The sequence below is a fragment of the Nanhaiella sioensis genome (assembly GCF_046557775.1).
GTDB lineage: Bacteria > Bacillota > Bacilli > Bacillales > SM2101 > Nanhaiella > Nanhaiella sioensis.
In genome coordinates this window covers 3909812-3929351 of record NZ_JBKAEG010000001.1, presented here as the reverse complement: position 1 = coordinate 3929351, position 19540 = coordinate 3909812, and the positions used below count along the sequence as shown (strand labels likewise).

Here is a 19540-nt window from a genome sequence, read left to right as displayed (position 1 = left end):
TCGAATGTCCATGAAGACAGTTTATACATTCAAATAGTTGTTCTTACCAATAAATTGACACGCGCAAATAGAATTCGTAACCTCTGTTCTTTAATAGATGGCATAAATACCCATAGGTTTTAGGTGTAAAACAACAGCAGCAAAAAACCTGCTTTTAATATTAAGAAATGAACACTTACACAATTAGATGTCTGGGTATCTTATATAAAAATCGTATAATACACAACAATTACTCAATTGTAAGTAAAAAACAACAAAGTTTACTTAAAGAGCTTTACGGAAATATTTTTGTTAAAATATCTTTTAGCTTAAACAGTGCTTTTGAATGGATTTGTGAAATTCTTGAAGTTGATAAACCCATCACTTCTCCAATTTCGGTTAATGTTAGTTCTTCTTTATAGAACAAACTAATAACAAGTTGTTCTTTTTCATTTAACTCCTTAAGAACATCTACTAGTTGACTAACTAACTCATTTTTTAATAATTGTTCTTCAGGAATGATGGATTTTTTATCAACGATCGTATACGCAATTGGATCTTTTTCTTCCGATTCTTTGTTATGCTCATCCATGGATAATACATTAGCAAAAAAGCCTTCCTGGATCGTAGAATACACTTCAGCTACGTTAATATTCAATTCATTTGCAATTTCATCAGCTGTAACGTTTCTTAATAACTGTTGTTCAAGTCGTTGAGTGGTTGCTTCTAGCTTTTTAGCCTTTTCTCTTGCACTTCGTGACATCCAATCTTCTTTTCTAAGACCGTCAAGTATAGCACCTTTAATTCGAAATGATGCATACGTATCGAATTTTAAATCTCGCGAAGTGTCAAATTTTTCTAATGCATCAAAAAGCCCAAATAGACCATAACTTTTCACATCATCTAGATTTACTGTCTTGGGTAACCCTACGGATATCCGTTGAACATGATACATAACGAGTGGCATATATTTTTTTACAAGTGCATTCCCAGCATTCTCATCACGAGTATGTACCCACTTTTCCCAAAGTAGCTGATCCTCACTTTCTAGCTTGAGCGCCATTATTACCCTCCTTGTAATGAACTCGTTCAAGTATACTTGAACATCGATGAACCAGATGGAGAGTCAACTCCATTTATTTAAAGGTTGGTTTCGCATAGATTGTTGTTTTTGTAACAAAAATAAAAACATAGTCTACTATTTTTCGTGGCATCTATTCTTCGGTAAAACATTGACTATTGTGTAAAACGACATTTTTCTTCTAGCTTAAGAAATATAGCAACAAAGTATGGAAAAGAGCTAATTAGAAACGCTATCGAGCGAGGAGGGAACTAAAACCCCTGTACCGAACGAACAAAATGTATAGACTCATTCGTGCTCAAGTCCATTTCTTTAGCTCGATTTAAACAATTTTGTTGGTATATTATTAAAGAGAAGCTTTGATACATATATTTTGTGATTCTTTTGTTTTTACAGTTATAAAGGTATGACAAATCGTTATAACATGACTGTTTGATCACAAAAATTGCATTTATATTACAATAATACCTTGATTAACTGTTCTTATTGTTAATAGACGATTTAGAGGACTAAATTCTATTGTCCTGCCACTATTTCCACCTACATCTTCTGATTCAATATTAATCTTTGCCATGTATAAATATTGCTTCACAGCTTCAACATTGCGGTTTCCAATCCTCATAAGGTCATTGCCTTTAGTAAACTGGAACATTTGTGCACCACCAGCTATTTTTGCAAGCAAATGATTTTTAGACGCACCATGCAGAACGAGTTGGTTAATGAGTACTTCAATTGCCGTATCAGCATATTTAGCTTTATTAAGTGATCCTGCCTTAGCCAAGGAAGAATCAGGTAGCATCACATGTGCTAAGCCAGCAATATCTTTGAACCTGTCGTATATAACTACCCCAACACAAGAGCCTAATCCAGATGTGCGTATGATATTCGGGCCTCTAACAATATCCATATCTGCAATACCTACTTTTACAACAGATATCGCTTCATTCATGCCCCGTTACCCCCAGAGCCTGAAAAAGCTTCGTAAAAGAATTTGGATCAGGAAGTAAAAATATATGTCCCTTCACACCTTCAAGAATCGATTGATCTGACTCTATGACACTTGTGTCTATGACAGTCGCATAGTCACTTACTTGAGATAATTGGATTAAGCCCATACTTATAATTGCTCCAACGAGATCAACGCTAATTTGCGGCACAGAAGGATACATATTCAACTTCGTAAAATCAGATAAAGAAGAGAGGTAAGAACTTGATAAAATATTACCTAATTCTTCCAAAGCAGACATAGCTAGTTGATCATATGGAGGGCCTTCGAACGCAAAATTGCTCAAGCCCGTCCATTGTCGAACTAACAATGATGCTTGTTCAAGTGGCAAAAGGAGAAACATACTACCGGGTGCGTCACCTTCAATCTGTAAAAAGACACTGACAACAACATTATCTGCTCCCCCAGCTAAGTCCATCATTTCATCAAAAGAAACAATTCTTACCTCAGGTATATTCATCTCGATTTTCTTATTTAATATCTTAGAAAGGGCTGTAGCAGAATGACCAGCACCAATGTTTCCAATTTCCTTCAAGATATCAAGGTGTGTATGATTAAACCTTTCAATGAAAGTCATATATTCACCTTTCCAGTTTTTCCGAATCGATCAGATTAATATTGAGCACTTCAGAAAGGTCAAGTAAAATTAGTAATCTATTACCAACCTTTGATATTCCTTTTAAATATTCTGCTTTTATGACACCAACTACTTCAGGTGGTGGTTCAATAGAATCGTCAGGAATATCAATGACATCATTAGCAGAATCTACAATTAGACCTACTTCAACATCTTCAATTGCAACGATAATAATTCTCGTGCTATCAGAATAGTCAGTTGTCATTAGCCCAAATCTATTGCGTAAATCTATTATTGGCGTTACAACACCTCTCAGGTTAATTACACCTTTCACATCTTCACTCGTTCCAGGAACCCGGGTTATGTGTTGAACCTTTTCTATTGAACGTACTTGGTCCACTGGAATTCCATATTCCTCATCTTCCAACTGAAAAACGATGACTTTTTGTTCTGTAGCTGTTCCTCCTATCACGATCATAACCTCCCTTTGTCATCTATTTTATAAGTGCATTACAATCAACAATTAGAGCAACCTGACCATCTCCTAAGATGGTTGCACCTGATATAGCAAATACGTTTGTTAAATAATTGCCTAAAGATTTCAACACAACCTCTTGCTGTCCAATAAAAGAATCAACTACTAAGCCAGCTAGTTTTTCGCCTTTCCTAACAATGACGATTGAAAAATACTCATCCTCCTCAGTTGAGGCTGTTGGTACTTGAAAGATATCATTCAAAAATAACAACGGGACTACTTTCCCACGAAAATCAATGACCTTTTGGTTATGAGCATTCAAAATATCATCTTTTTTAGCAATTGCAGTTTCAATGATTGAAGAAAGAGGTATAGCATATTTCTCTTGTTGAATTTCTACTAACATGACAGAAATGATAGATAAGGTTAAAGGTAATTGGATCGAAAATATAGACCCTTCTCCTTCAATTGAATCAATTGAAACAGATCCACCGAGAGACTCAATTGTATTCTTTACTACATCTAGCCCTACTCCTCGTCCTGAAACATCAGAAATTTTTTCTGCTGTAGAAAAACCAGATGAAAAGATAAGTTCATATACTTGTTTATCTGTTAAGGTAGCAGCATTTTGCTTAGTAATGATGCCATTTTTAATAGCTTTATTTAATACTTTGTCACGACTGATTCCCGCACCATCATCTTCAATTTCAATAAATACATGGTTACCACTATGGTATGCCTTTAATTTCACTGTACCTTCTTCGTTCTTGTCTTGTTGAGTTCGTTCAGCAGGTAATTCAATCCCATGATCTATAGCATTGCGAATAAGATGAACGAGGGGGTCACCAATTTCATCAATGACAGTTCTATCTAGTTCTGTTTCAGCACCTATGATCTCTAAGTTAATAGATTTTCCTAAATCTCGCGCTAATTGCCTAACCATCCTAGGAAAGCGGTTAAATACTGTCTCTACAGGAACCATCCTCATGTTTAAGATGATGTTTTGTAAATCGCCAGATATTCTTGACATGCGTTCTACAGTTTCATGAAGTTCACTGTTATTTAAATCTTGTGAAATTTGCTCAAGTCGACCTCTATCAATGACAAGTTCCTCAAACAAATTCATAAGTATATCTAGACGTTCAATATTGACACGAATCGTTTTGTTTGATGCTGTTGCTCTCTTTTTATTAGCTACTACCTTGTCATCATTATGTAGTTGACTTTCCATTGATTCGTCTATAGTAATCTCTTTTTCATGATTTATTGGAGTTAGCTCTTTTTCTACTTCCGCGTGTCTCATGCTTGCTAAATTAAGAGCTTTAATTTCAATATTTGCTATTTCGGATACTTTCATTATACGTTTATGTATGGTTTCCTTCGGTTCCTTGGATACGAAGGCTATAGTAAATTCATTGTCAAACTTTTCATCTTCTAATAGCTCTACGCTAGGAATAGATTTGATGATTTCTCCAATTTGCTCCAAAACTTCGAATATCATAAATACACGAGCTGCTTTCAGTAGACAATCTTCTCGAAGTGTGATGTTTATCTCAAAGCTTTCAAAACCCTGTTCCTTTGACTGCTGGATCACCGTATACTCAAATTCGTCATAATCCACGAGAGTCTGATTGTCATTCACTTCAGCATTTTGTACCGTTACAGCTGCTTCAGCTAGCGATTGCGTTAAAGGATGCCCCTCTTCAATTTGTTTTAATTGTTTCACCACCGCTGTAACATCATGTTTACCATCTCCGCCTTCAGCTATAGAGATCACCATCGTTTCAAGGTCATCGACCGCTGCAAAAACAACATCTAACACGTCAGGTGTAAAGATAATTTTTTCATTTCTCATTCCATCAAGGACGTTCTCCATTTGATGTGTTAAGCTAGCTAAATCTTCAAAACCCATTGTCGCTGACATCCCTTTTAGTGTATGAGCAGAACGAAAAATCTCATTAATTATCATTAAATTGTTTGGATTTTTTTCTAATTCTAATAATTGTTCATTTACTGTTTGTAAATGTTCTTTACTTTCATCAATAAATACATCTAAATACTGATTCATATCCATAACATACACACCCCTTATTCGGATTTTAGAAAAGGATGTTCAAAAAGTCCGAGAAAAATGACTTGGCAAGGGTAGGCTTATCTCATAGTGACAAAAACGTGACAACTATATGAGAAGCACTCAAATTGCTTTCCTCTCCTCTTTTTGTTCTCCTTGTGAACACGTACTTGAAGGGTTTAAACCTCTACTTTCTTCGTTTGAGCTTGTTTTTTATTAGCTCATCGAAAATGTACATTTAACACGTTATAGAATTTACTGATAAATATATTTTACTTATAAATATATTTTACTGATAAATATATTTTAAGGCTGTTGGTGTAATATCACCAAGGTCTGCAACATCGTCAATAACATTTGCAGCTATTGCAGACTTAGGCATACCAAAAACAATTGATGTGTCTTGAGATTCTGCAATTGCTTTCGCATTGCCTTTAGATTTTAATGTTTTTAAACCTTCAGTACCATCTGAGCCCATCCCTGTCATAATGATTGCGATTTTCATATATCCAGATATTTCACTGACTGATTCTAGCATCACATCTACAGATGGTCGATGGCCATTCTTAATTGATGACTGATCTATTTGTAAAACTAACGATGTACCTACCTTCTTCACTTTTAAATGAGAGCCACCTGGAGCAATATAGGCGGTGCCATTTTGAATAATTTCTCCATTCTCGCCTTCCTTTACACATATATCACATAGAGAATTGAGACGTGATGCTAGTGATTTCGTAAACCCTGCTGGCATATGCTGCACGATAATTATCGGTACATTAATTGATTTAGGAAATCCTTGCAACACTTTTTGTAATGCTCTCGGTCCTCCAGTAGACGTACCTATGCATAATATTTTTTTATTCGCTTGTTTTGAACTGTTATGAGATAACTGGGACATAGATCTTAGTTCTATTTTACTATATTTTGCTAATGATGAAGTAATAGATTTTGCTTTTCCGGTAGGAATTTGAAAATTATTCATATTTACTTTACTAGCTAGCAAAACTTTAGAGACTATTTCGTCCTTTACTTTATGAAGGTCTAAAGAAATACCACCAGAAGGTTTCGCGATAAAGTCAATAGCACCATATTGCATCGCAACTATTGTATTTTCAGTTCCTTCCTTTGTGGTACTAGATAACATGATGACGGGTATGGGATTGTGAGTCATAATTTTTTTCAGAGCTTCTATCCCATCCATTGTAGGCATTTCCACGTCCATGGTTATTACGTCAGGATTAAGTTGTTTAATTTTGGTCAGTGCATCCTCACCGTTTCTAGCAGTTCCTACAACTTCAATCTGATGATCTTCTTTTAAAAATTGTGAAATCAACTTTCTCATGAATGCTGAGTCATCTACGATAAGAACTTTTACTTGTTTCACGGTGGTACCTACCTTTCAATTAAATATTTTCGTAATCTTGACATAAATGAATGAGTTGTTGGTTTTTGTTGTCTCATATCATTTGAATTTAACAAATATGTATTAGCTATAACTTGAATATTTTTACTTGCACTAGATTTTGGTGCATATAACAAAAATGGAGTTTGTCGGCTGACTGCCTTAACAATATGTTTGTCTTCAGGTATTTGACCTAAAACCTTTATTTCTTTATTTAAGAACTGTTTCATGACAGTTGAAATTCTGTGAGTTGTATGATTTCCTTCTAGTTGTGACTGAGTTTTATTAACTATTAAAAATAGCGGCTTTGCAGGATCTTTTAAAATGATATACTTTATCGCTGCATATGCATCCATAATCGAAGTAGGTTCTGGTGTAGTAACGACAAATACTTCGTTTACTGCTTTTAACAGCAATAGATTTTCTTCAGTCATGCCAGCACCCATATCAAATATGACATAATCATATTTATCTATTAACCTTTGCATATGTTGAATAATCAATTGGACTTTAGTAGAATCCAGCTTAAAAACATGATTAAAACCAGAGCCCCCTGCAATATATGATAGGTTTTCAGGTCCTTTAGTAATAATCTGATCGATGGAAATCTCATTGTTAAAGACATCCAAGATTGTATGTTTTGAAGATACGCCCATTAAAATATCGATATTCCCCATACCAATATCCATATCAAAAATAAGTACCTTTTTTTTCTGCCTAGCTAACGTCAAAGCAAAATTTAATGAAATATTAGATTTACCAACACCTCCCTTACCACTTATAACAGCGATCGTTTTAGCTGAGGTGTTGGTTCCTTGAAGTTCCATTTGTTCACGTAAGCTTGCTGCTTGATCCTTAACCATTGGCATCTTCTCCAAGTATAATTTGGCCGATTAACTGAGGAGAAGCTGCTTTAATATCATCTGGTACATTTTGACCATTCGTAATATAAGCTACACCAACTTGAAAATGATCGATTAGATTAAGCATAGAACCGTATGTTGATGTCTCATCTTCTTTAGTAAAAATAAACTGATCGATATGAATCATTGAAAATTGCTTATAAATTTGCTTCATGTCAGTAAATTTTGATGTGAGGGATAGAACAAGAAACGTTTCAACATCCTCATTAAAATCTATAATTTCTTTGAGATCCTCCACGTATTGTTGATTCAAAAAATTCCTGCCAGCTGTATCTACTAGTACTACATCATAATCAACAAATTTTTCCTTAGCACGTTGAAAATCTTCAATATTGTAACAAACTTCAATTGGGATATCTAAAATTTTGGCATATGTTTTTAATTGTTCAATTGCTGCAATTCTATACGTATCAGTTGTAATAAAGGCAACCCTTTTCTTATCATTTAACACACATTGAGCAGCTAGTTTTGCCAATGTAGTTGTTTTTCCAACTCCTGTTGGTCCTACTACATTGACAAATTTCTTCGTAAAGCTCACTCCTCCATAGTTAAATGAAGCTATACTGTCGACGATTAGTTGCTTCGTCCACCTCAATAAGTCCAAATTGTTATCTTTATTTTCCGTCGAATATTTCACCAATAGTGCATCCATAACCTTCATTCTTAACGAATCAGATATCTCTTGAACAATTAGCATTTCGTTAATTTGCCTTAGAGGTTTTGGGTATTTATCAAAATTTGTATGTATATCAACGTTTAAATTTTCCATTAATGATTTGATATCTTTTAATTCAGTTAAAACATCGTCAGATTTTTCAGTTGCTGCTGTCTCATCCTTCAAATGAAGGACGTCATGAGGTTTTTCACTTCCTTTTACAACTGGCATACTATTTTTCATGCTCATTGCTTGTTGTTCGGGAGAAAACGGTTCTGGGTCTTGTACAGCAATAACTTCAAACTGTTTCTTTGAAAAGAAACCGAGTAACCCTCTTTTCTGAGCGACCTTAGAACTAAGAATGACTGCATCATTTCCTAATTCTTGTCGTATTTTTTTCATTGCTTCAGACATAGAAGGTGCGATATATTTTTTTATTTTCATTGTATGTTCACCACTCCAACACTTTGAACTTCTACACTTCCATCAAGTTCATTATAGGATAACACTGGCACGTGTGGAAGTAATCTTTCGATAATTTGCTTCATATACATTCTTACGGCAGGTGAACATAACAATATTGGGGCTTGATCCTGGAACTGTTGCTGTTCAATATTCTGTATTACACTATTCGTTATCACTTCAGATGAATCAGGAGCGATAGATAAATAGTTCCCGTGTTCTGTTTGTTGAATACTATCTGCAATCATTTTTTCAACAGCACCTGATAATGTAATCACTTTTAAGCTGTCTCGGTTATTAATAAATTGTGACGTAATTTGGCGAGCGAGTGATTGTCTTACATACTCTGTTAATAATTCTGTGTCAGATGTTAACTTACAAAAATCAGCTAATGTTTCAAATATGACCGGTAAATTTCGGATTGAAACATTTTCTTTTAATAACTTGGCTAACACTTTCTGGATATCTCCAATTGCTAGCGGATTAGGTGTTACTTCTTCAATAAGTATTGGATAAGATTCCTTCAAATGTTCAACTAGCTGGTTCGTTTCTTGGCGGCCTAATAATTCATGCGCATTTGTTTTAATTAATTCAGTAATATGTGTAGACACTACTGAAGCTGGATCTACAACTGTATACCCAAGCATTTCTGCTTTTTCTCTCATGTCTTCAGAGATCCATTTTGCTGGCAACCCAAAGGAAGGTTCTACCGTATCAATTCCTTCAACAGCTGGATCATCAACACCAGGACTCATAGCTAAAAAGTGATCTAACAGAAGCTCCCCTTTAGCTACTTCGTTCCCTTTTATTTTAAATCTATACTCATTCGGTTGTAACTGAATATTGTCACGAATTCTTACGACCGGAATAACAAGACCTAACTCTATCGCCAACTGCCTTCTAATCATCACAATGCGCTCTAATAAGTCTCCACCTTGCTTAGTATCAGCTAGAGGAATTAAGCCGTAACCGAACTCAAATTCAATCGGATCAACATTGAGCAGGCTTACAACACTGTCAGGACTTTTCATTTCCTCTGTTTCTATTTCTTCTTCAAGCTCTTCTTCATCTTCAATAGAAGCTTTTTGAGAGTTACTAATCAAATAACCACCAGTGATGAGCAATGCTGCAATTGGTAATGTTAATGTTAAAGACATCGTTGTAAAAAAACCGAAACATGCAATCGTTGCACCGACCACATATAACATTTTAGGAAATGCAAATAACTGACCCGTTATATCCTCACTTAAATTTCCTTTTGATGCAGCCCTTGTAACGATAATACCTGTTGCTGTTGAGATCATTAAAGCTGGAATTTGACTGACTAAACCGTCACCTACAGACAATAGCATGTATGTACTTGAGGCTTCAGCAAGATCCATATCCATTTGTAGAACTCCAATAATCATGCCAAAAATAATATTGATCAACGTAATAACAATACCTGCAATTGCATCCCCTTTTACAAATTTACTTGCTCCATCCATCGCACCATAAAAATCAGCTTCTCGTTGAATTTTTTCACGGCGTACAATCGCATCTTTTTCAGATATAAGGCCAGCATTTAAATCAGCATCAATACTCATTTGTTTACCGGGCATTGCATCTAATGTAAAACGAGCTGCAACCTCTGAAACCCGCTCAGCCCCTTTTGTAATAACTATAAATTGAATAATAATAAGAATAACAAAAACGACAAAACCAACTAACACATTTCCACCAATAACAAAATTTCCGAACGTTTCAACTACTTGACCTGCATCGGCATTACCTAATATAGAGCGCGTCGTGGATACGTTTAAGCCGAGGCGAAAGAGTGTTAATACTAATAATAGTGAAGGAAATACAGAAAGCTGCAGGGCCTCTTTCATATTCATCGATACGAGGAGGACTAATAAGGCAAGAGAAATATTTAACATGATTAACACGCTCAATAACCACGTAGGTAATGGAATGACTAACATAATAATAATAAGTACAACACCGACTATAACAGGTAAATCTCTTGCTCTCATATGACATTCTCTCCTTACATATGCTGTTCAAAATTTTACTAAGGGTTTCTACCCTGATCTTCAATCTTGTTTAACAATCTCACTGAACATTCATTTATACACAACATCTATACTTTATTTTTTAAGCTATAAACATAAGCTAAAATTTCGGCAACTGCTTTAAAATATTCCTCTGGTATGGCTTGACCAATCTCTGTTTGATCATATAGAGCCCTTGCTAATGGCCGATTTTCTATAGTTACTACATTGTTTTTCTTTGCAATTGACTTGATTTTTTGAGCTATAAAGTCCACTCCACTAGCTACAACAAAAGGAGCATCCATTTTTGATTCGTCATACTTCAATGCGACTGCGAAGTGTGTTGGATTTGTAATGATTACGTCCGCATTAGGAACCTCTTGCATCATTCGCTGCATCGCCATTTCTCGTTGCTTTTGTTTTATTTTTGACTTTACTTGAGGATCACCTTCGACATTTTTATATTCATCTTTTATATCTTGTTTTGACATTCGAATACTTTTCTCAAAGTCATATTTTTGGTACAGGTAATCGATAATTGCTAAGAAAACAAGAACAATGGATGCTGCTAAACCCATTTGAAAAACTAACTTTGCGAGAAAAGACAGCGCAGCACCAATGCTTATTTGTGACAGCATTTCCACTTGACCCCAATTGACCCATAGTATAAAGAAAGTAACTGCTGCAACAAACGATATTTTTAAGATGGATTTTAAAAATTCAACAAGCGCTCGAATTGAAAAAATTCGTTTTGCACCTTTGATTGGATCTATTTTTTCTAGCTTAAATTTAATAGGTTCAGTTGAGAATAAAAAACCTACTTGTGAATAATTTGCTGCAACTCCTCCAACCATTGCTGCAAGCATTATAGGTGCTATGATTAATGCCATATCTTTTACTAACACTAGAAAGATGTCAAATACGTTACTTTCCGTGACATCTACTAATAAATAATCTTGAAAAGTAGTAATAAATATATCTACTAATTTGTCCAGCATATAAGGGCCACTAAACCAAAAAAAGAGAAATACGACGAATAACACAATCGCTGTATTAACATCTTGACTTTTCGCTACTTGACCTTTCTTTCTTGACTCTTGACGCTTTTTTGGAGTCGCTTTTTCTGTTTTTTCCCCAGCAAAAAACTGAAGATCTAATCGTAAAAAAGACAAATTATACGCCTCCTAAAATTCTCATCAAGGTTCTCAAAGTGACCAATACATTCTCGAATAAGTCCCTTACTAAATAAATAAAAGATGCCATTATGACAATTAGCATCACAAAGCTCACGATAATTTTGATAGGAATACCAACGACAAAAATATTTAGCTGAGGCATCGTTCTTGCCATAATTCCTAATGCAATATCTACTAGAAAAAGTGAGCCAACGATAGGTAGGGCCATTTGAAAAGCTATAATAAACATATAACTCATCGTTTGAATCAAAAATGCACTGAATCTACTGTCCCCAAAAGAAACCCACGTTTGATCGATTGGTATAAATTGATAGCTATTGAAAATCCCGTCAAGTAATAAATGATGGGCATCTACTGAAAGTAAGAACAGTAACGCAAATGTATATAAATACTGCCCCATGAGAGGGCTTTGAGCTCCAGTTTGGGGATCAATAACGTTGGCAATCGCAAAACCCATCTGAAAATCAATAAAACCTCCAGCCGTCTGGATAGCAGAGAATATAATATAAGCGGTAAATCCTATTAGTATACCTATTAAAGCCTCTTTTAGAATCATAGCAATAAACAATACATCTATTGGAATGGTATATGGATCTATTGTAAATACCATGATCCACGCTAAAAAAAAGGATAATCCAATTTTTAGCGTATTTGGTATATTTCGATAAGAAAAAATTGGTATCGTTACAAAAAAGGCTGAAATTCTAATAAATATTAATAAGAACATTGGAAATAAAGCAATCATATCATTCATAACTAACCCACAAACTTATGCAAATTATTAAAGATTTCATATGTATAACTGATCATCCTAGATAACATCCAAGGACCAAATACAACCAACCCTATAAAAACAGCAACAATCTTCGGAATAAACGCCAATGTTTGTTCTTGTATTTGTGTAGTAGCCTGAAAAATACTAACAGCCAAGCCTACACCTAAAGCTAATAATAGCAGAGGACCACTTACTATCAGTACAGTGTAAACACCTGATTGGGCAAGTGATATAACAGTTTGAGCATCCATAACTTGTCTCCTAACCAAAGCTTGTTAATAGTGATTTAATAACAAGATTCCAGCCATCAACTAGTACAAACAATAGTATTTTAAATGGTAAGGCAATCATAACTGGTGGTAGCATCATCATCCCCATGGACATTAAAACACTAGCGACTACCATATCAATAACTAAAAAAGGTACAAAAATCATAAAGCCAATTTGAAATGCTGTTTTCAATTCACTGATCGCAAATGCCGGGACAAGTGCTGTCATCGGAATGTCTTCAATTGATGATGGGCTCTCATATTCTCCATATTGTAAAAATAGCGCTAAATCTTTTTGTCGCGTATGATTACTCATATATTCTTTCATAGGTATACTCGCTCGTTCATAAGCTTCTTCTATGTTAATTTCTTCGTTAAATAAAGGTGTCAAGGCTTGTTCATTTACCTCTTGAAAAGTTGGCGCCATAATAAAAAAGGTTAAAAATAGAGACAACCCTACTATTACTTGGTTTGGGGGCATTTGTTGTGTCCCTAACGATGTCCTAACAAACGATAACACAACTACTACTCTAGTAAAGCTCGTCATTAATATTAAAATACTTGGAGCTAAAGAAAGGACCGTCAATAATAGTAATAGTTTGACTGTCGTTGATACATTTTGGGGATCACTCGTATTAAAAAGCTCTGCAATCTCATTCATTCAAACTAGTCCCTTTCTTTATCTTGCTCATGTAGAAGATGTTTTCTTTCTTCAGAAAGCTCATCTAACTGTGATTTGAGCACACTAGCGAAATTTTCATCATTATGATGTTGCTTTTTATCGCGAGACGATAAAAGCTTCTTCACTAAATGTGCTGGCTGCACCATTTGATTTAGCTTATTATGATGATCATCTATGATTTGTTGTACTTCATGCTCATTGTCAATTTCTCGTAATAATTGAATATCTTCACCTACGCCAACAACTAAAATACGCTTACCGACTTTAATGAGCTGAACGGAGCGATTAGAACCTAAGCCAGTTCCACCTAAATTCTCGACATATTTAAAATTGCTTTGAGCACTACTTTTTTTATTGACAAATTTAATTAACAAATAGATAAGTAGAATCACAAAAATGGTGGCAAAAATCATTTTTGTAACATCCCATAAGCCCACCGTATTTTGATTTTCTACAAGTGGACCTACCTCTTCTTCATTGTTACCGTCTTCTAAATTACTATCTTCGTCAAAATAATCTGTTACACTCATTGGTGATGACTGCTCCGCATAAACAATCAAAGATTGTAGCGGAGCAAAGATAATGGTATATAAAATTGCTATTAATAATATTTTTTTTACTTGCAAGATGGAAACCTCATTTTAATTTAACGTTTTATTAATTGCTTCAATAACACGTTCTGCTTGGAATGGTTTAACGATAAAATCTTTCGCTCCAGCTTGAATAGCATCTATGACCATCGCCTGTTGTCCCATTGCTGAACACATCACTATTTTTGCATTTGGGTTTATTTTACGAATTTCTTTCAACACTGAAATCCCATCCAATTCAGGCATAGTAATATCTAAAGTGACTAAATCTGGTTGGAATTCTTTATATTTTTCAATTGCTTGAACACCATCGGCAGCTTCGCCAACAACATCAAATCCATTTTTCGTTAATATATCTTTAATCATCATTCTCATAAATGCCGCATCATCTACGATTAAAATCTTATGACTCATATTTTATAATACCTCCATGCTTCTTAACGCAATTTTTTGACACGATCTGATTGACTTATAATATCTGTTACCCTAACCCCGAAGTTTTCTTCTATTACGACTACTTCACCTTGGGCAATTTTCTTATTATTTACTAAAATATCAACTGGCTCTCCCGCTAATTTATCAAGTTCAATAATTGAACCAGATGATAGCTCTAAAACATCTTTTACATTTTGTTTTGTGCGCCCTAACTCAACAGTGACTTTTAAAGGAATATCTAATAACATATCAAGATTGTTTGATTCAACTGTGGTCATAGGTGTCCTTTCAAAGTTAGAAAATTCGGCTGGTTGAATATTAGGTGTTGCCATTCTTGATGATTTACTTACACCTGTTCCTATATATTGTGGGGCTGAGCCATGGTTTACTTCATGACCTACTTCTCTTTCTAACAATGAAGTAGCTGCAACTTCATCCATAGCATGTTGAACTGGTATCTCTTCCTTTGAATTCATAGCTTGTTCCTTATGAGAGCCTTCCACTGCCATCTGATTACTATCTTCTGAGAAAAGTAAATCTTCCGCTAAATCTTTTCCAAAAGTTTTCGGTAAAAGTTGCATAATATTGGAATCGATTAAATCCCCTACTTTTAATCTAAATGATACTTTTATTAAGCTATCAACTTCGGGAATTCTTTCTGTTCCTTCACCTTCCTTAATATCAAGTATATCAATACTCGGTGGAGAAATATCGACTTTTTTGTTAAATACTGTCGACATGGATGTAGCTGCTGAACCCATCATTTGATTCATAGCTTCTTGTACAGCACTTATTTGGATCTCTCCAAGCTTACCTTCAGGAGGGTTCTTTCCATCTCCTCCGAGCATAATATCAGCAATAATCGCCGCATCACTTTGTCTAATTACTAATAAATTAGAGCCAGAAAATCCTTCTGTATAATTAACTTGTACCGCTACATATGGGTGAGGAAATTCATCTTTTAATCTACTTTTTAATACAACGGATACTAAAGGTGTTGTAATTTCCACCTTTTGATTTAATAAGGTGGAGAGTACAGTCGCTGAACTACCAAAGGAAATATTTCCTATTTCACCTAACGCGTCTTTTTCAAAATCAGACAAAAACTCCTCTGCTGCATGGCCTTGATTTTGGCTGTCACTGCTCTCATCATCAGTCCCACCTAGCAGTGCATCTATTTCGTCTTGTGATAGCATATCATCATTTAACATATTCATTTCCCCCTCTCACATGATCTATCAACTGGACTGCTTGTGTTTTACCAACTTTTCCAGGTTGTCCAGTGAATTTTGGCAAATCATTCACTTTTATAGTTAAAGGTTGATCTATCTTTTGATTTAATTGAATGACATCACCAACATCAAGATGCAAGAAGTCTTCTATTGGAATTTCTGAAGTACCAAGCTCAGCGGTAATAGGAACCTCAGTCAATTTAATTCGCTCTTTTAGTGCTTCAATCTCTTGAGGCTCTCGTTCTTTCTCACCTTTTTGCATCCAGTAATGAACAGATAATTTCCGGATGATCGGTTCTAAGACGACGTGTGGAATACAAATATTTATCATTCCAGTCGTATCGCCAATTTGGGTATTCATCGAAATGACCACGACTGTTTCATTTGGTGAAACCATTTGTAAAAATTGAGGATTCACTTCAAAATTAACTAATGTAGGCTCCATTTCAACAATATTACTCCATGCTTCCTTTAAATTATCTACAGATTTTTCAAAAAGGTTAGACATGATCGTTGTCTCAATTTCGGTTAATCGATCTACCTTATTAAAATTATGTCCACTTCCACCTAACACGCGATCTAACATCGAGTATGCGATATTTGGGTTCACTTCCATCAAGATTCTACCTTCTAAAGGAGGTACCTCAAACACGTTCAACACAGTCATCTTAGGTATTGAACGGATAAACTCCTCATATGGGACTTGATCTGCAGACGCGACTGTAATTTGAATATATGTACGTAACTGTGCTGAAAAATAATTAGTAAATAATCTTGCTAGATTTTCATGAATTCGGGTTAAACTACGAATTTGATCTTTGGAGAAGCGTAAAGCTCTTTTAAAATCATAAACTTTTACTTTCTTTTCGGATTCTTCCTTTTTTAATTCCTCCGCATTCATCTCGCCTGTTGATATTGCAGACAATAAAGCATCAATTTCACTTTGGGATAACACTTCACTTGACAAATTTGTTCACCTCCATCTTCGATCTGACTCCACCAATTGATAAAGAGTTATTGAAGAAGAAAGGAGGTAATGTAAACTCTATTTACATTTCCATCTTGCATTAACTCATTGATTTTGTTCATTAATTTCTCCTCAAGATATATTTTGCCTTCTTTACCACTGAATTGCTCTGCTTTCATTTCAGAAATCTCTTGGATTATAATATTACGCACTTGAAAATCGCGTTTCTGCAGTTCTTTTTTTGAACCTTTACTATCAGTTTCTATTTTAAAGGAGACACGGATAAAGCCTTCATCAAGTAGATTGGTGGTAATATCATCCATATCCATAGAGTTATCTATTATTTCATCAATAGTAGGAGCTGCTTCTACATCTTTATCTCCTATATCAAGCAAAACGATTAGCAATATTAAACCTACGATCGTAAAGGTTGCAAGCATTATTATCATAAGTGTGTATAATCTATTTTTATTCACTTTCCTCACCTTCCGTCTCTCGATGAGTCCCAATTATATTTATCTTTGTATAATACTGTTCAATTTGTTGTACAACATCATCTACGTCTTCTTTAACAACAAATTTTTTCCCATTTGTTAAAGTAATCGTCGTATCAGGAAATGCTTCAACCTGCTCAATGTAAATCGCATTTAACATATATGTTTTTCCATTTAGCCTGGTGAGTGCAATCATATTTTCAAATATGGGCAAATAGAATTCACCTTCAAGATTAACAGCAAGCTATGTATTAACTAGATATGTAGAATTCTATTTGCCCTTTCCCCTTTTTAAATTTAACGTTTTAGGTTAACAAGTTCTTGTAAAATTTCATCAGATGTTGTAATAATTCGAGTGTTCGCTTGGAATCCACGCTGAGCAACGATCATTTCTGTAAATTCCTCAGAAAGATCAACATTGGACATTTCTAGCGTACCAGGTTCGATAGTACCGGTGCCGTTCTCTCCTGGGTCGTCCGTAAGAGCAGTACCTGAATTAATTGTTTCAGTAAATAAGTTATTACCTATCTTTTGAAGCCCACCATTATTAGAGAATTTCGCTATTTGGATGGTTCCAGCTGTCTGTAACCCGGTTGAATCTGTGTAGGAAACAGTTCCATCCTGACCAATACTAAATTCAGAAGCATCAGGAGGGATATTTAGGTTAGGACCTGTTGTACCTGTAGCTACTAAATATAGCCCATCACCATTAACAATATCTCCATTTACATCCAAATAAAAATTACCAGCGCGTGTATAAAATTCATTTGTACCATCCGTTACGACAAAGTAACCGTCTCCTGATATTGATAAATCCAAAGTTCTATTCGTTGTTTGTAAGCTACCTTGCGTATGAATCGTATCAATGGATGCCAATTGTGCCCCTAAGCCTACTTGTTTAGGGTTTGTTCCTCCTCGTACACCTGATGGTTCTGAAGCCCCTGCTACTTGCTGGCTGACGAGGTCTTTAAACATAGCACGACCTTTTTTAAAGCCGAAAGTGTTAACATTTGCGATATTATTACCGATTACATCTAGCTTCGTTTGGAAGTTTTTCATTCCAGAAATTCCTGAATACATCGAACGTAACATATTTACGATCTCCTTTCTATGCGGTTACATCTGTCATTCCGTAACCTTGGCCTCCATATGGTCCGGCCGATTAATCAATAATGATTGTTCCGTTTATATTCGAAAATATTTGCGTTGTTGCTGCTTTTCTATCCATCGCTGTAACTACTGTGTTATTTTTTGCACTGACAATTAATGCAGCATTATTTAATAATACGAGTGAATCTTGGATACCCATTTGTTTCGCTTCGGCAACTTTTTCACTTATCTTGTTCCATTGCCGATTATCAATCGTAATATTGCGCTCCATTATTCGCTGACTCGCATGTTTACTAATTTTGAGTTCATTAGTAGATGCTAGTGCAAGACCGAATTGTGTTTTAAAATCAGCTGAAGCTGGTTGCTTAGTTGTTGAAACATGGTTATTTTTAGGACTAATTTGATGCTGTTGATAAGCATGAATGATACGTTGTGTCAATTATTCACCTCCTATTATTAAGAGGGACAAATTTTCACGTTTATGCAGAAATTTTGAGAATTTGTGAAGCTGAAATAGTAGTTCCATCTGCATCATCAAGCTGGTATGTCGTTTGTCCATTGTTAAACAAAACAGAAAGAACTGTCGCTGACATTTCAGTCCCATCATCTCTTTGCCACATAACTGACTTCCCTATTAATTCACTACCTTGTAATATGTGATTGTCTGTAGTAGTATGGTTAATTCCAGAAATATTACCTAATTCCAAAGTTGAACCATCTTCTAGCTCAAAATAAACTTCACCGTTAATATATTGAATTGAACTAATAACTCCTGTCCCTTCAACAATCGTTGAACCATCCTCATCTATCACTTCTTTATGATACGTTACATCTTTACCGACAAATTGATTGTAACTAACAAGATTGGATTGTATGCTCTGTTGTAGCATAAGTTCCATCGATTCTGACATAGCCATCATTTGCTCTAATGAAGAAAACGTTGCCATTTGGGCAATAAAATCCTTATCCTGCATTGGATTTAGTGGGTCTTGATTTTGCAATTGTGTCATTAAAATTTTTAGAAAATCGTCTTTTCCTAATATATCAGACCCTGTATTTCTCTCTTCATTTTGATATGAGGATAAATAATAATCTGCTGGAATTGTAGTAGCCATATTCATCA

At 35.0% G+C, this 19540-nt stretch carries 22 protein-coding genes; all 22 read right to left on the bottom strand.

Translation table 11 applies throughout. The features are described from left to right. Window positions 1–274: 274 nt before the first annotated feature. The 22 genes from V1503_RS18355 to flgD all read right to left on the bottom strand — a co-directional run bounded on the left by V1503_RS18355 (window position 275) and on the right by flgD (window position 19532). On the bottom strand, window positions 275–1042 hold the full coding sequence (locus V1503_RS18355) for a FliA/WhiG family RNA polymerase sigma factor (protein WP_320258914.1): 768 nt from the start codon (window positions 1040–1042) through the stop codon (window positions 275–277). 469 nt (window positions 1043–1511) lie between these two features. Further along, window positions 1512–2009 (bottom strand): chemotaxis protein CheD, encoded by a 498-nt coding sequence (locus V1503_RS18350; protein ID WP_320258915.1) that lies wholly within the window; start codon window positions 2007–2009, stop codon window positions 1512–1514. Continuing rightward, a complete protein-coding gene (locus tag V1503_RS18345) occupies window positions 2002–2643 on the bottom strand; it encodes a chemotaxis protein CheC (protein ID WP_410628617.1) in 642 nt (213 codons plus the stop codon). Before V1503_RS18345 ends, V1503_RS18350 begins: the two co-directional genes overlap by 8 nt. A 4-nt stretch (window positions 2644–2647) precedes the next feature. Further along, window positions 2648–3115, bottom strand: coding sequence for a chemotaxis protein CheW (locus tag V1503_RS18340; protein WP_352223421.1), 468 nt, complete (start codon window positions 3113–3115; stop codon window positions 2648–2650). A gap of 22 nt (window positions 3116–3137) precedes the next feature. Next, window positions 3138–5192: a chemotaxis protein CheW gene (locus V1503_RS18335; RefSeq protein ID WP_410628616.1), complete on the bottom strand. Its 2055-nt coding sequence runs from the start codon at window positions 5190–5192 to the stop codon at window positions 3138–3140. Between the two features lie 286 nt (window positions 5193–5478). Then, window positions 5479–6576, bottom strand: coding sequence for a protein-glutamate methylesterase/protein-glutamine glutaminase (locus tag V1503_RS18330; RefSeq protein WP_214482701.1), 1098 nt, complete (start codon window positions 6574–6576; stop codon window positions 5479–5481). 8 nt (window positions 6577–6584) lie between these two features. Further along, on the bottom strand, window positions 6585–7457 hold the full coding sequence (locus V1503_RS18325; RefSeq protein WP_410628615.1) for a MinD/ParA family protein: 873 nt from the start codon (window positions 7455–7457) through the stop codon (window positions 6585–6587). Then, entirely contained in the window at window positions 7450–8616 is a 1167-nt protein-coding gene (flhF, locus tag V1503_RS18320; RefSeq protein ID WP_320258922.1) for a flagellar biosynthesis GTPase FlhF, read from the bottom strand. Before flhF ends, V1503_RS18325 begins: the two co-directional genes overlap by 8 nt. Beyond that, window positions 8613–10649 (bottom strand): flagellar biosynthesis protein FlhA, encoded by a 2037-nt coding sequence (gene flhA, locus V1503_RS18315; RefSeq protein ID WP_410628614.1) that lies wholly within the window; start codon window positions 10647–10649, stop codon window positions 8613–8615. Before flhA ends, flhF begins: the two co-directional genes overlap by 4 nt. Window positions 10650–10756: 107 nt before the next feature. Beyond that, window positions 10757–11839, bottom strand: coding sequence for a flagellar biosynthesis protein FlhB (gene flhB, locus V1503_RS18310; RefSeq protein ID WP_410628613.1), 1083 nt, complete (start codon window positions 11837–11839; stop codon window positions 10757–10759). Between the two features lies 1 nt (window position 11840). Beyond that, window positions 11841–12617, bottom strand: coding sequence for a flagellar biosynthetic protein FliR (gene fliR / locus V1503_RS18305; RefSeq protein WP_214482696.1), 777 nt, complete (start codon window positions 12615–12617; stop codon window positions 11841–11843). 2 nt (window positions 12618–12619) lie between these two features. Then, window positions 12620–12889: a flagellar biosynthesis protein FliQ gene (gene fliQ / locus V1503_RS18300; protein ID WP_214482695.1), complete on the bottom strand. Its 270-nt coding sequence runs from the start codon at window positions 12887–12889 to the stop codon at window positions 12620–12622. 10 nt (window positions 12890–12899) lie between these two features. Then, complete coding sequence (gene fliP / locus V1503_RS18295; protein WP_214482694.1) at window positions 12900–13568, bottom strand: flagellar type III secretion system pore protein FliP; 669 nt, start codon at window positions 13566–13568, stop codon at window positions 12900–12902. A gap of 5 nt (window positions 13569–13573) precedes the next feature. Continuing rightward, window positions 13574–14215, bottom strand: coding sequence for a flagellar biosynthetic protein FliO (locus tag V1503_RS18290; protein ID WP_410628612.1), 642 nt, complete (start codon window positions 14213–14215; stop codon window positions 13574–13576). A gap of 15 nt (window positions 14216–14230) precedes the next feature. Then, a complete protein-coding gene (locus tag V1503_RS18285; protein ID WP_214482692.1) occupies window positions 14231–14593 on the bottom strand; it encodes a response regulator in 363 nt (120 codons plus the stop codon). A gap of 23 nt (window positions 14594–14616) precedes the next feature. Then, window positions 14617–15825 carry a flagellar motor switch phosphatase FliY gene (gene fliY, locus V1503_RS18280; protein WP_410628611.1) on the bottom strand — a complete coding sequence of 403 codons (1209 nt, stop codon included), beginning with the start codon at window positions 15823–15825 and terminating at the stop codon, window positions 14617–14619. Beyond that, a complete protein-coding gene (gene fliM, locus V1503_RS18275) occupies window positions 15815–16813 on the bottom strand; it encodes a flagellar motor switch protein FliM (RefSeq protein WP_410628610.1) in 999 nt (332 codons plus the stop codon). The genes fliY and fliM overlap by 11 nt, the downstream gene beginning before the upstream one ends. A gap of 47 nt (window positions 16814–16860) precedes the next feature. Next, entirely contained in the window at window positions 16861–17289 is a 429-nt protein-coding gene (gene fliL, locus V1503_RS18270; RefSeq protein WP_214482689.1) for a flagellar basal body-associated protein FliL, read from the bottom strand. Further along, window positions 17282–17503, bottom strand: a complete 222-nt coding sequence (locus V1503_RS18265) for a flagellar FlbD family protein (protein WP_214482783.1) — start codon at window positions 17501–17503, stop codon at window positions 17282–17284. Before V1503_RS18265 ends, fliL begins: the two co-directional genes overlap by 8 nt. Before the next feature lie 101 nt (window positions 17504–17604). Beyond that, window positions 17605–18399: a flagellar basal body rod protein FlgG gene (gene flgG / locus V1503_RS18260; RefSeq protein WP_410628609.1), complete on the bottom strand. Its 795-nt coding sequence runs from the start codon at window positions 18397–18399 to the stop codon at window positions 17605–17607. A 70-nt stretch (window positions 18400–18469) separates the two neighbouring features. Further along, window positions 18470–18856, bottom strand: coding sequence for a TIGR02530 family flagellar biosynthesis protein (locus tag V1503_RS18255; RefSeq protein ID WP_410628608.1), 387 nt, complete (start codon window positions 18854–18856; stop codon window positions 18470–18472). Between the two features lie 40 nt (window positions 18857–18896). After that, on the bottom strand, window positions 18897–19532 hold the full coding sequence (gene flgD / locus V1503_RS18250; protein WP_214482686.1) for a flagellar hook assembly protein FlgD: 636 nt from the start codon (window positions 19530–19532) through the stop codon (window positions 18897–18899). Window positions 19533–19540: the final 8 nt, after the last annotated feature.

What these genes read in the sequence shown, in the direction of transcription:
- V1503_RS18355 (WP_320258914.1), bottom strand. Translation starts at nt 1,042, where the DNA reads ATGGCGCTCAAGCTAGAAAGTGAGGATCAGCTACTTTGGGAAAAGTGG.
- V1503_RS18350 (WP_320258915.1), bottom strand. Translation starts at nt 2,009, where the DNA reads ATGAATGAAGCGATATCTGTTGTAAAAGTAGGTATTGCAGATATGGAT.
- V1503_RS18345 (WP_410628617.1), bottom strand. Translation starts at nt 2,643, where the DNA reads ATGACTTTCATTGAAAGGTTTAATCATACACACCTTGATATCTTGAAG.
- V1503_RS18335 (WP_410628616.1), bottom strand. Translation starts at nt 5,192, where the DNA reads ATGGATATGAATCAGTATTTAGATGTATTTATTGATGAAAGTAAAGAA.
- V1503_RS18325 (WP_410628615.1), bottom strand. Translation starts at nt 7,457, where the DNA reads ATGGTTAAGGATCAAGCAGCAAGCTTACGTGAACAAATGGAACTTCAA.
- flhF (WP_320258922.1), bottom strand. Translation starts at nt 8,616, where the DNA reads ATGAAAATAAAAAAATATATCGCACCTTCTATGTCTGAAGCAATGAAA.
- flhA (WP_410628614.1), bottom strand. Translation starts at nt 10,649, where the DNA reads ATGAGAGCAAGAGATTTACCTGTTATAGTCGGTGTTGTACTTATTATT.
- fliR (WP_214482696.1), bottom strand. Translation starts at nt 12,617, where the DNA reads ATGAATGATATGATTGCTTTATTTCCAATGTTCTTATTAATATTTATT.
- fliQ (WP_214482695.1), bottom strand. Translation starts at nt 12,889, where the DNA reads ATGGATGCTCAAACTGTTATATCACTTGCCCAATCAGGTGTTTACACT.
- fliP (WP_214482694.1), bottom strand. Translation starts at nt 13,568, where the DNA reads ATGAATGAGATTGCAGAGCTTTTTAATACGAGTGATCCCCAAAATGTA.
- V1503_RS18285 (WP_214482692.1), bottom strand. Translation starts at nt 14,593, where the DNA reads ATGAGTCATAAGATTTTAATCGTAGATGATGCGGCATTTATGAGAATG.
- fliY (WP_410628611.1), bottom strand. Translation starts at nt 15,825, where the DNA reads ATGTTAAATGATGATATGCTATCACAAGACGAAATAGATGCACTGCTA.
- V1503_RS18265 (WP_214482783.1), bottom strand. Translation starts at nt 17,503, where the DNA reads ATGATTGCACTCACCAGGCTAAATGGAAAAACATATATGTTAAATGCG.
- flgG (WP_410628609.1), bottom strand. Translation starts at nt 18,399, where the DNA reads ATGTTACGTTCGATGTATTCAGGAATTTCTGGAATGAAAAACTTCCAA.
- flgD (WP_214482686.1), bottom strand. Translation starts at nt 19,532, where the DNA reads ATGGCTACTACAATTCCAGCAGATTATTATTTATCCTCATATCAAAAT.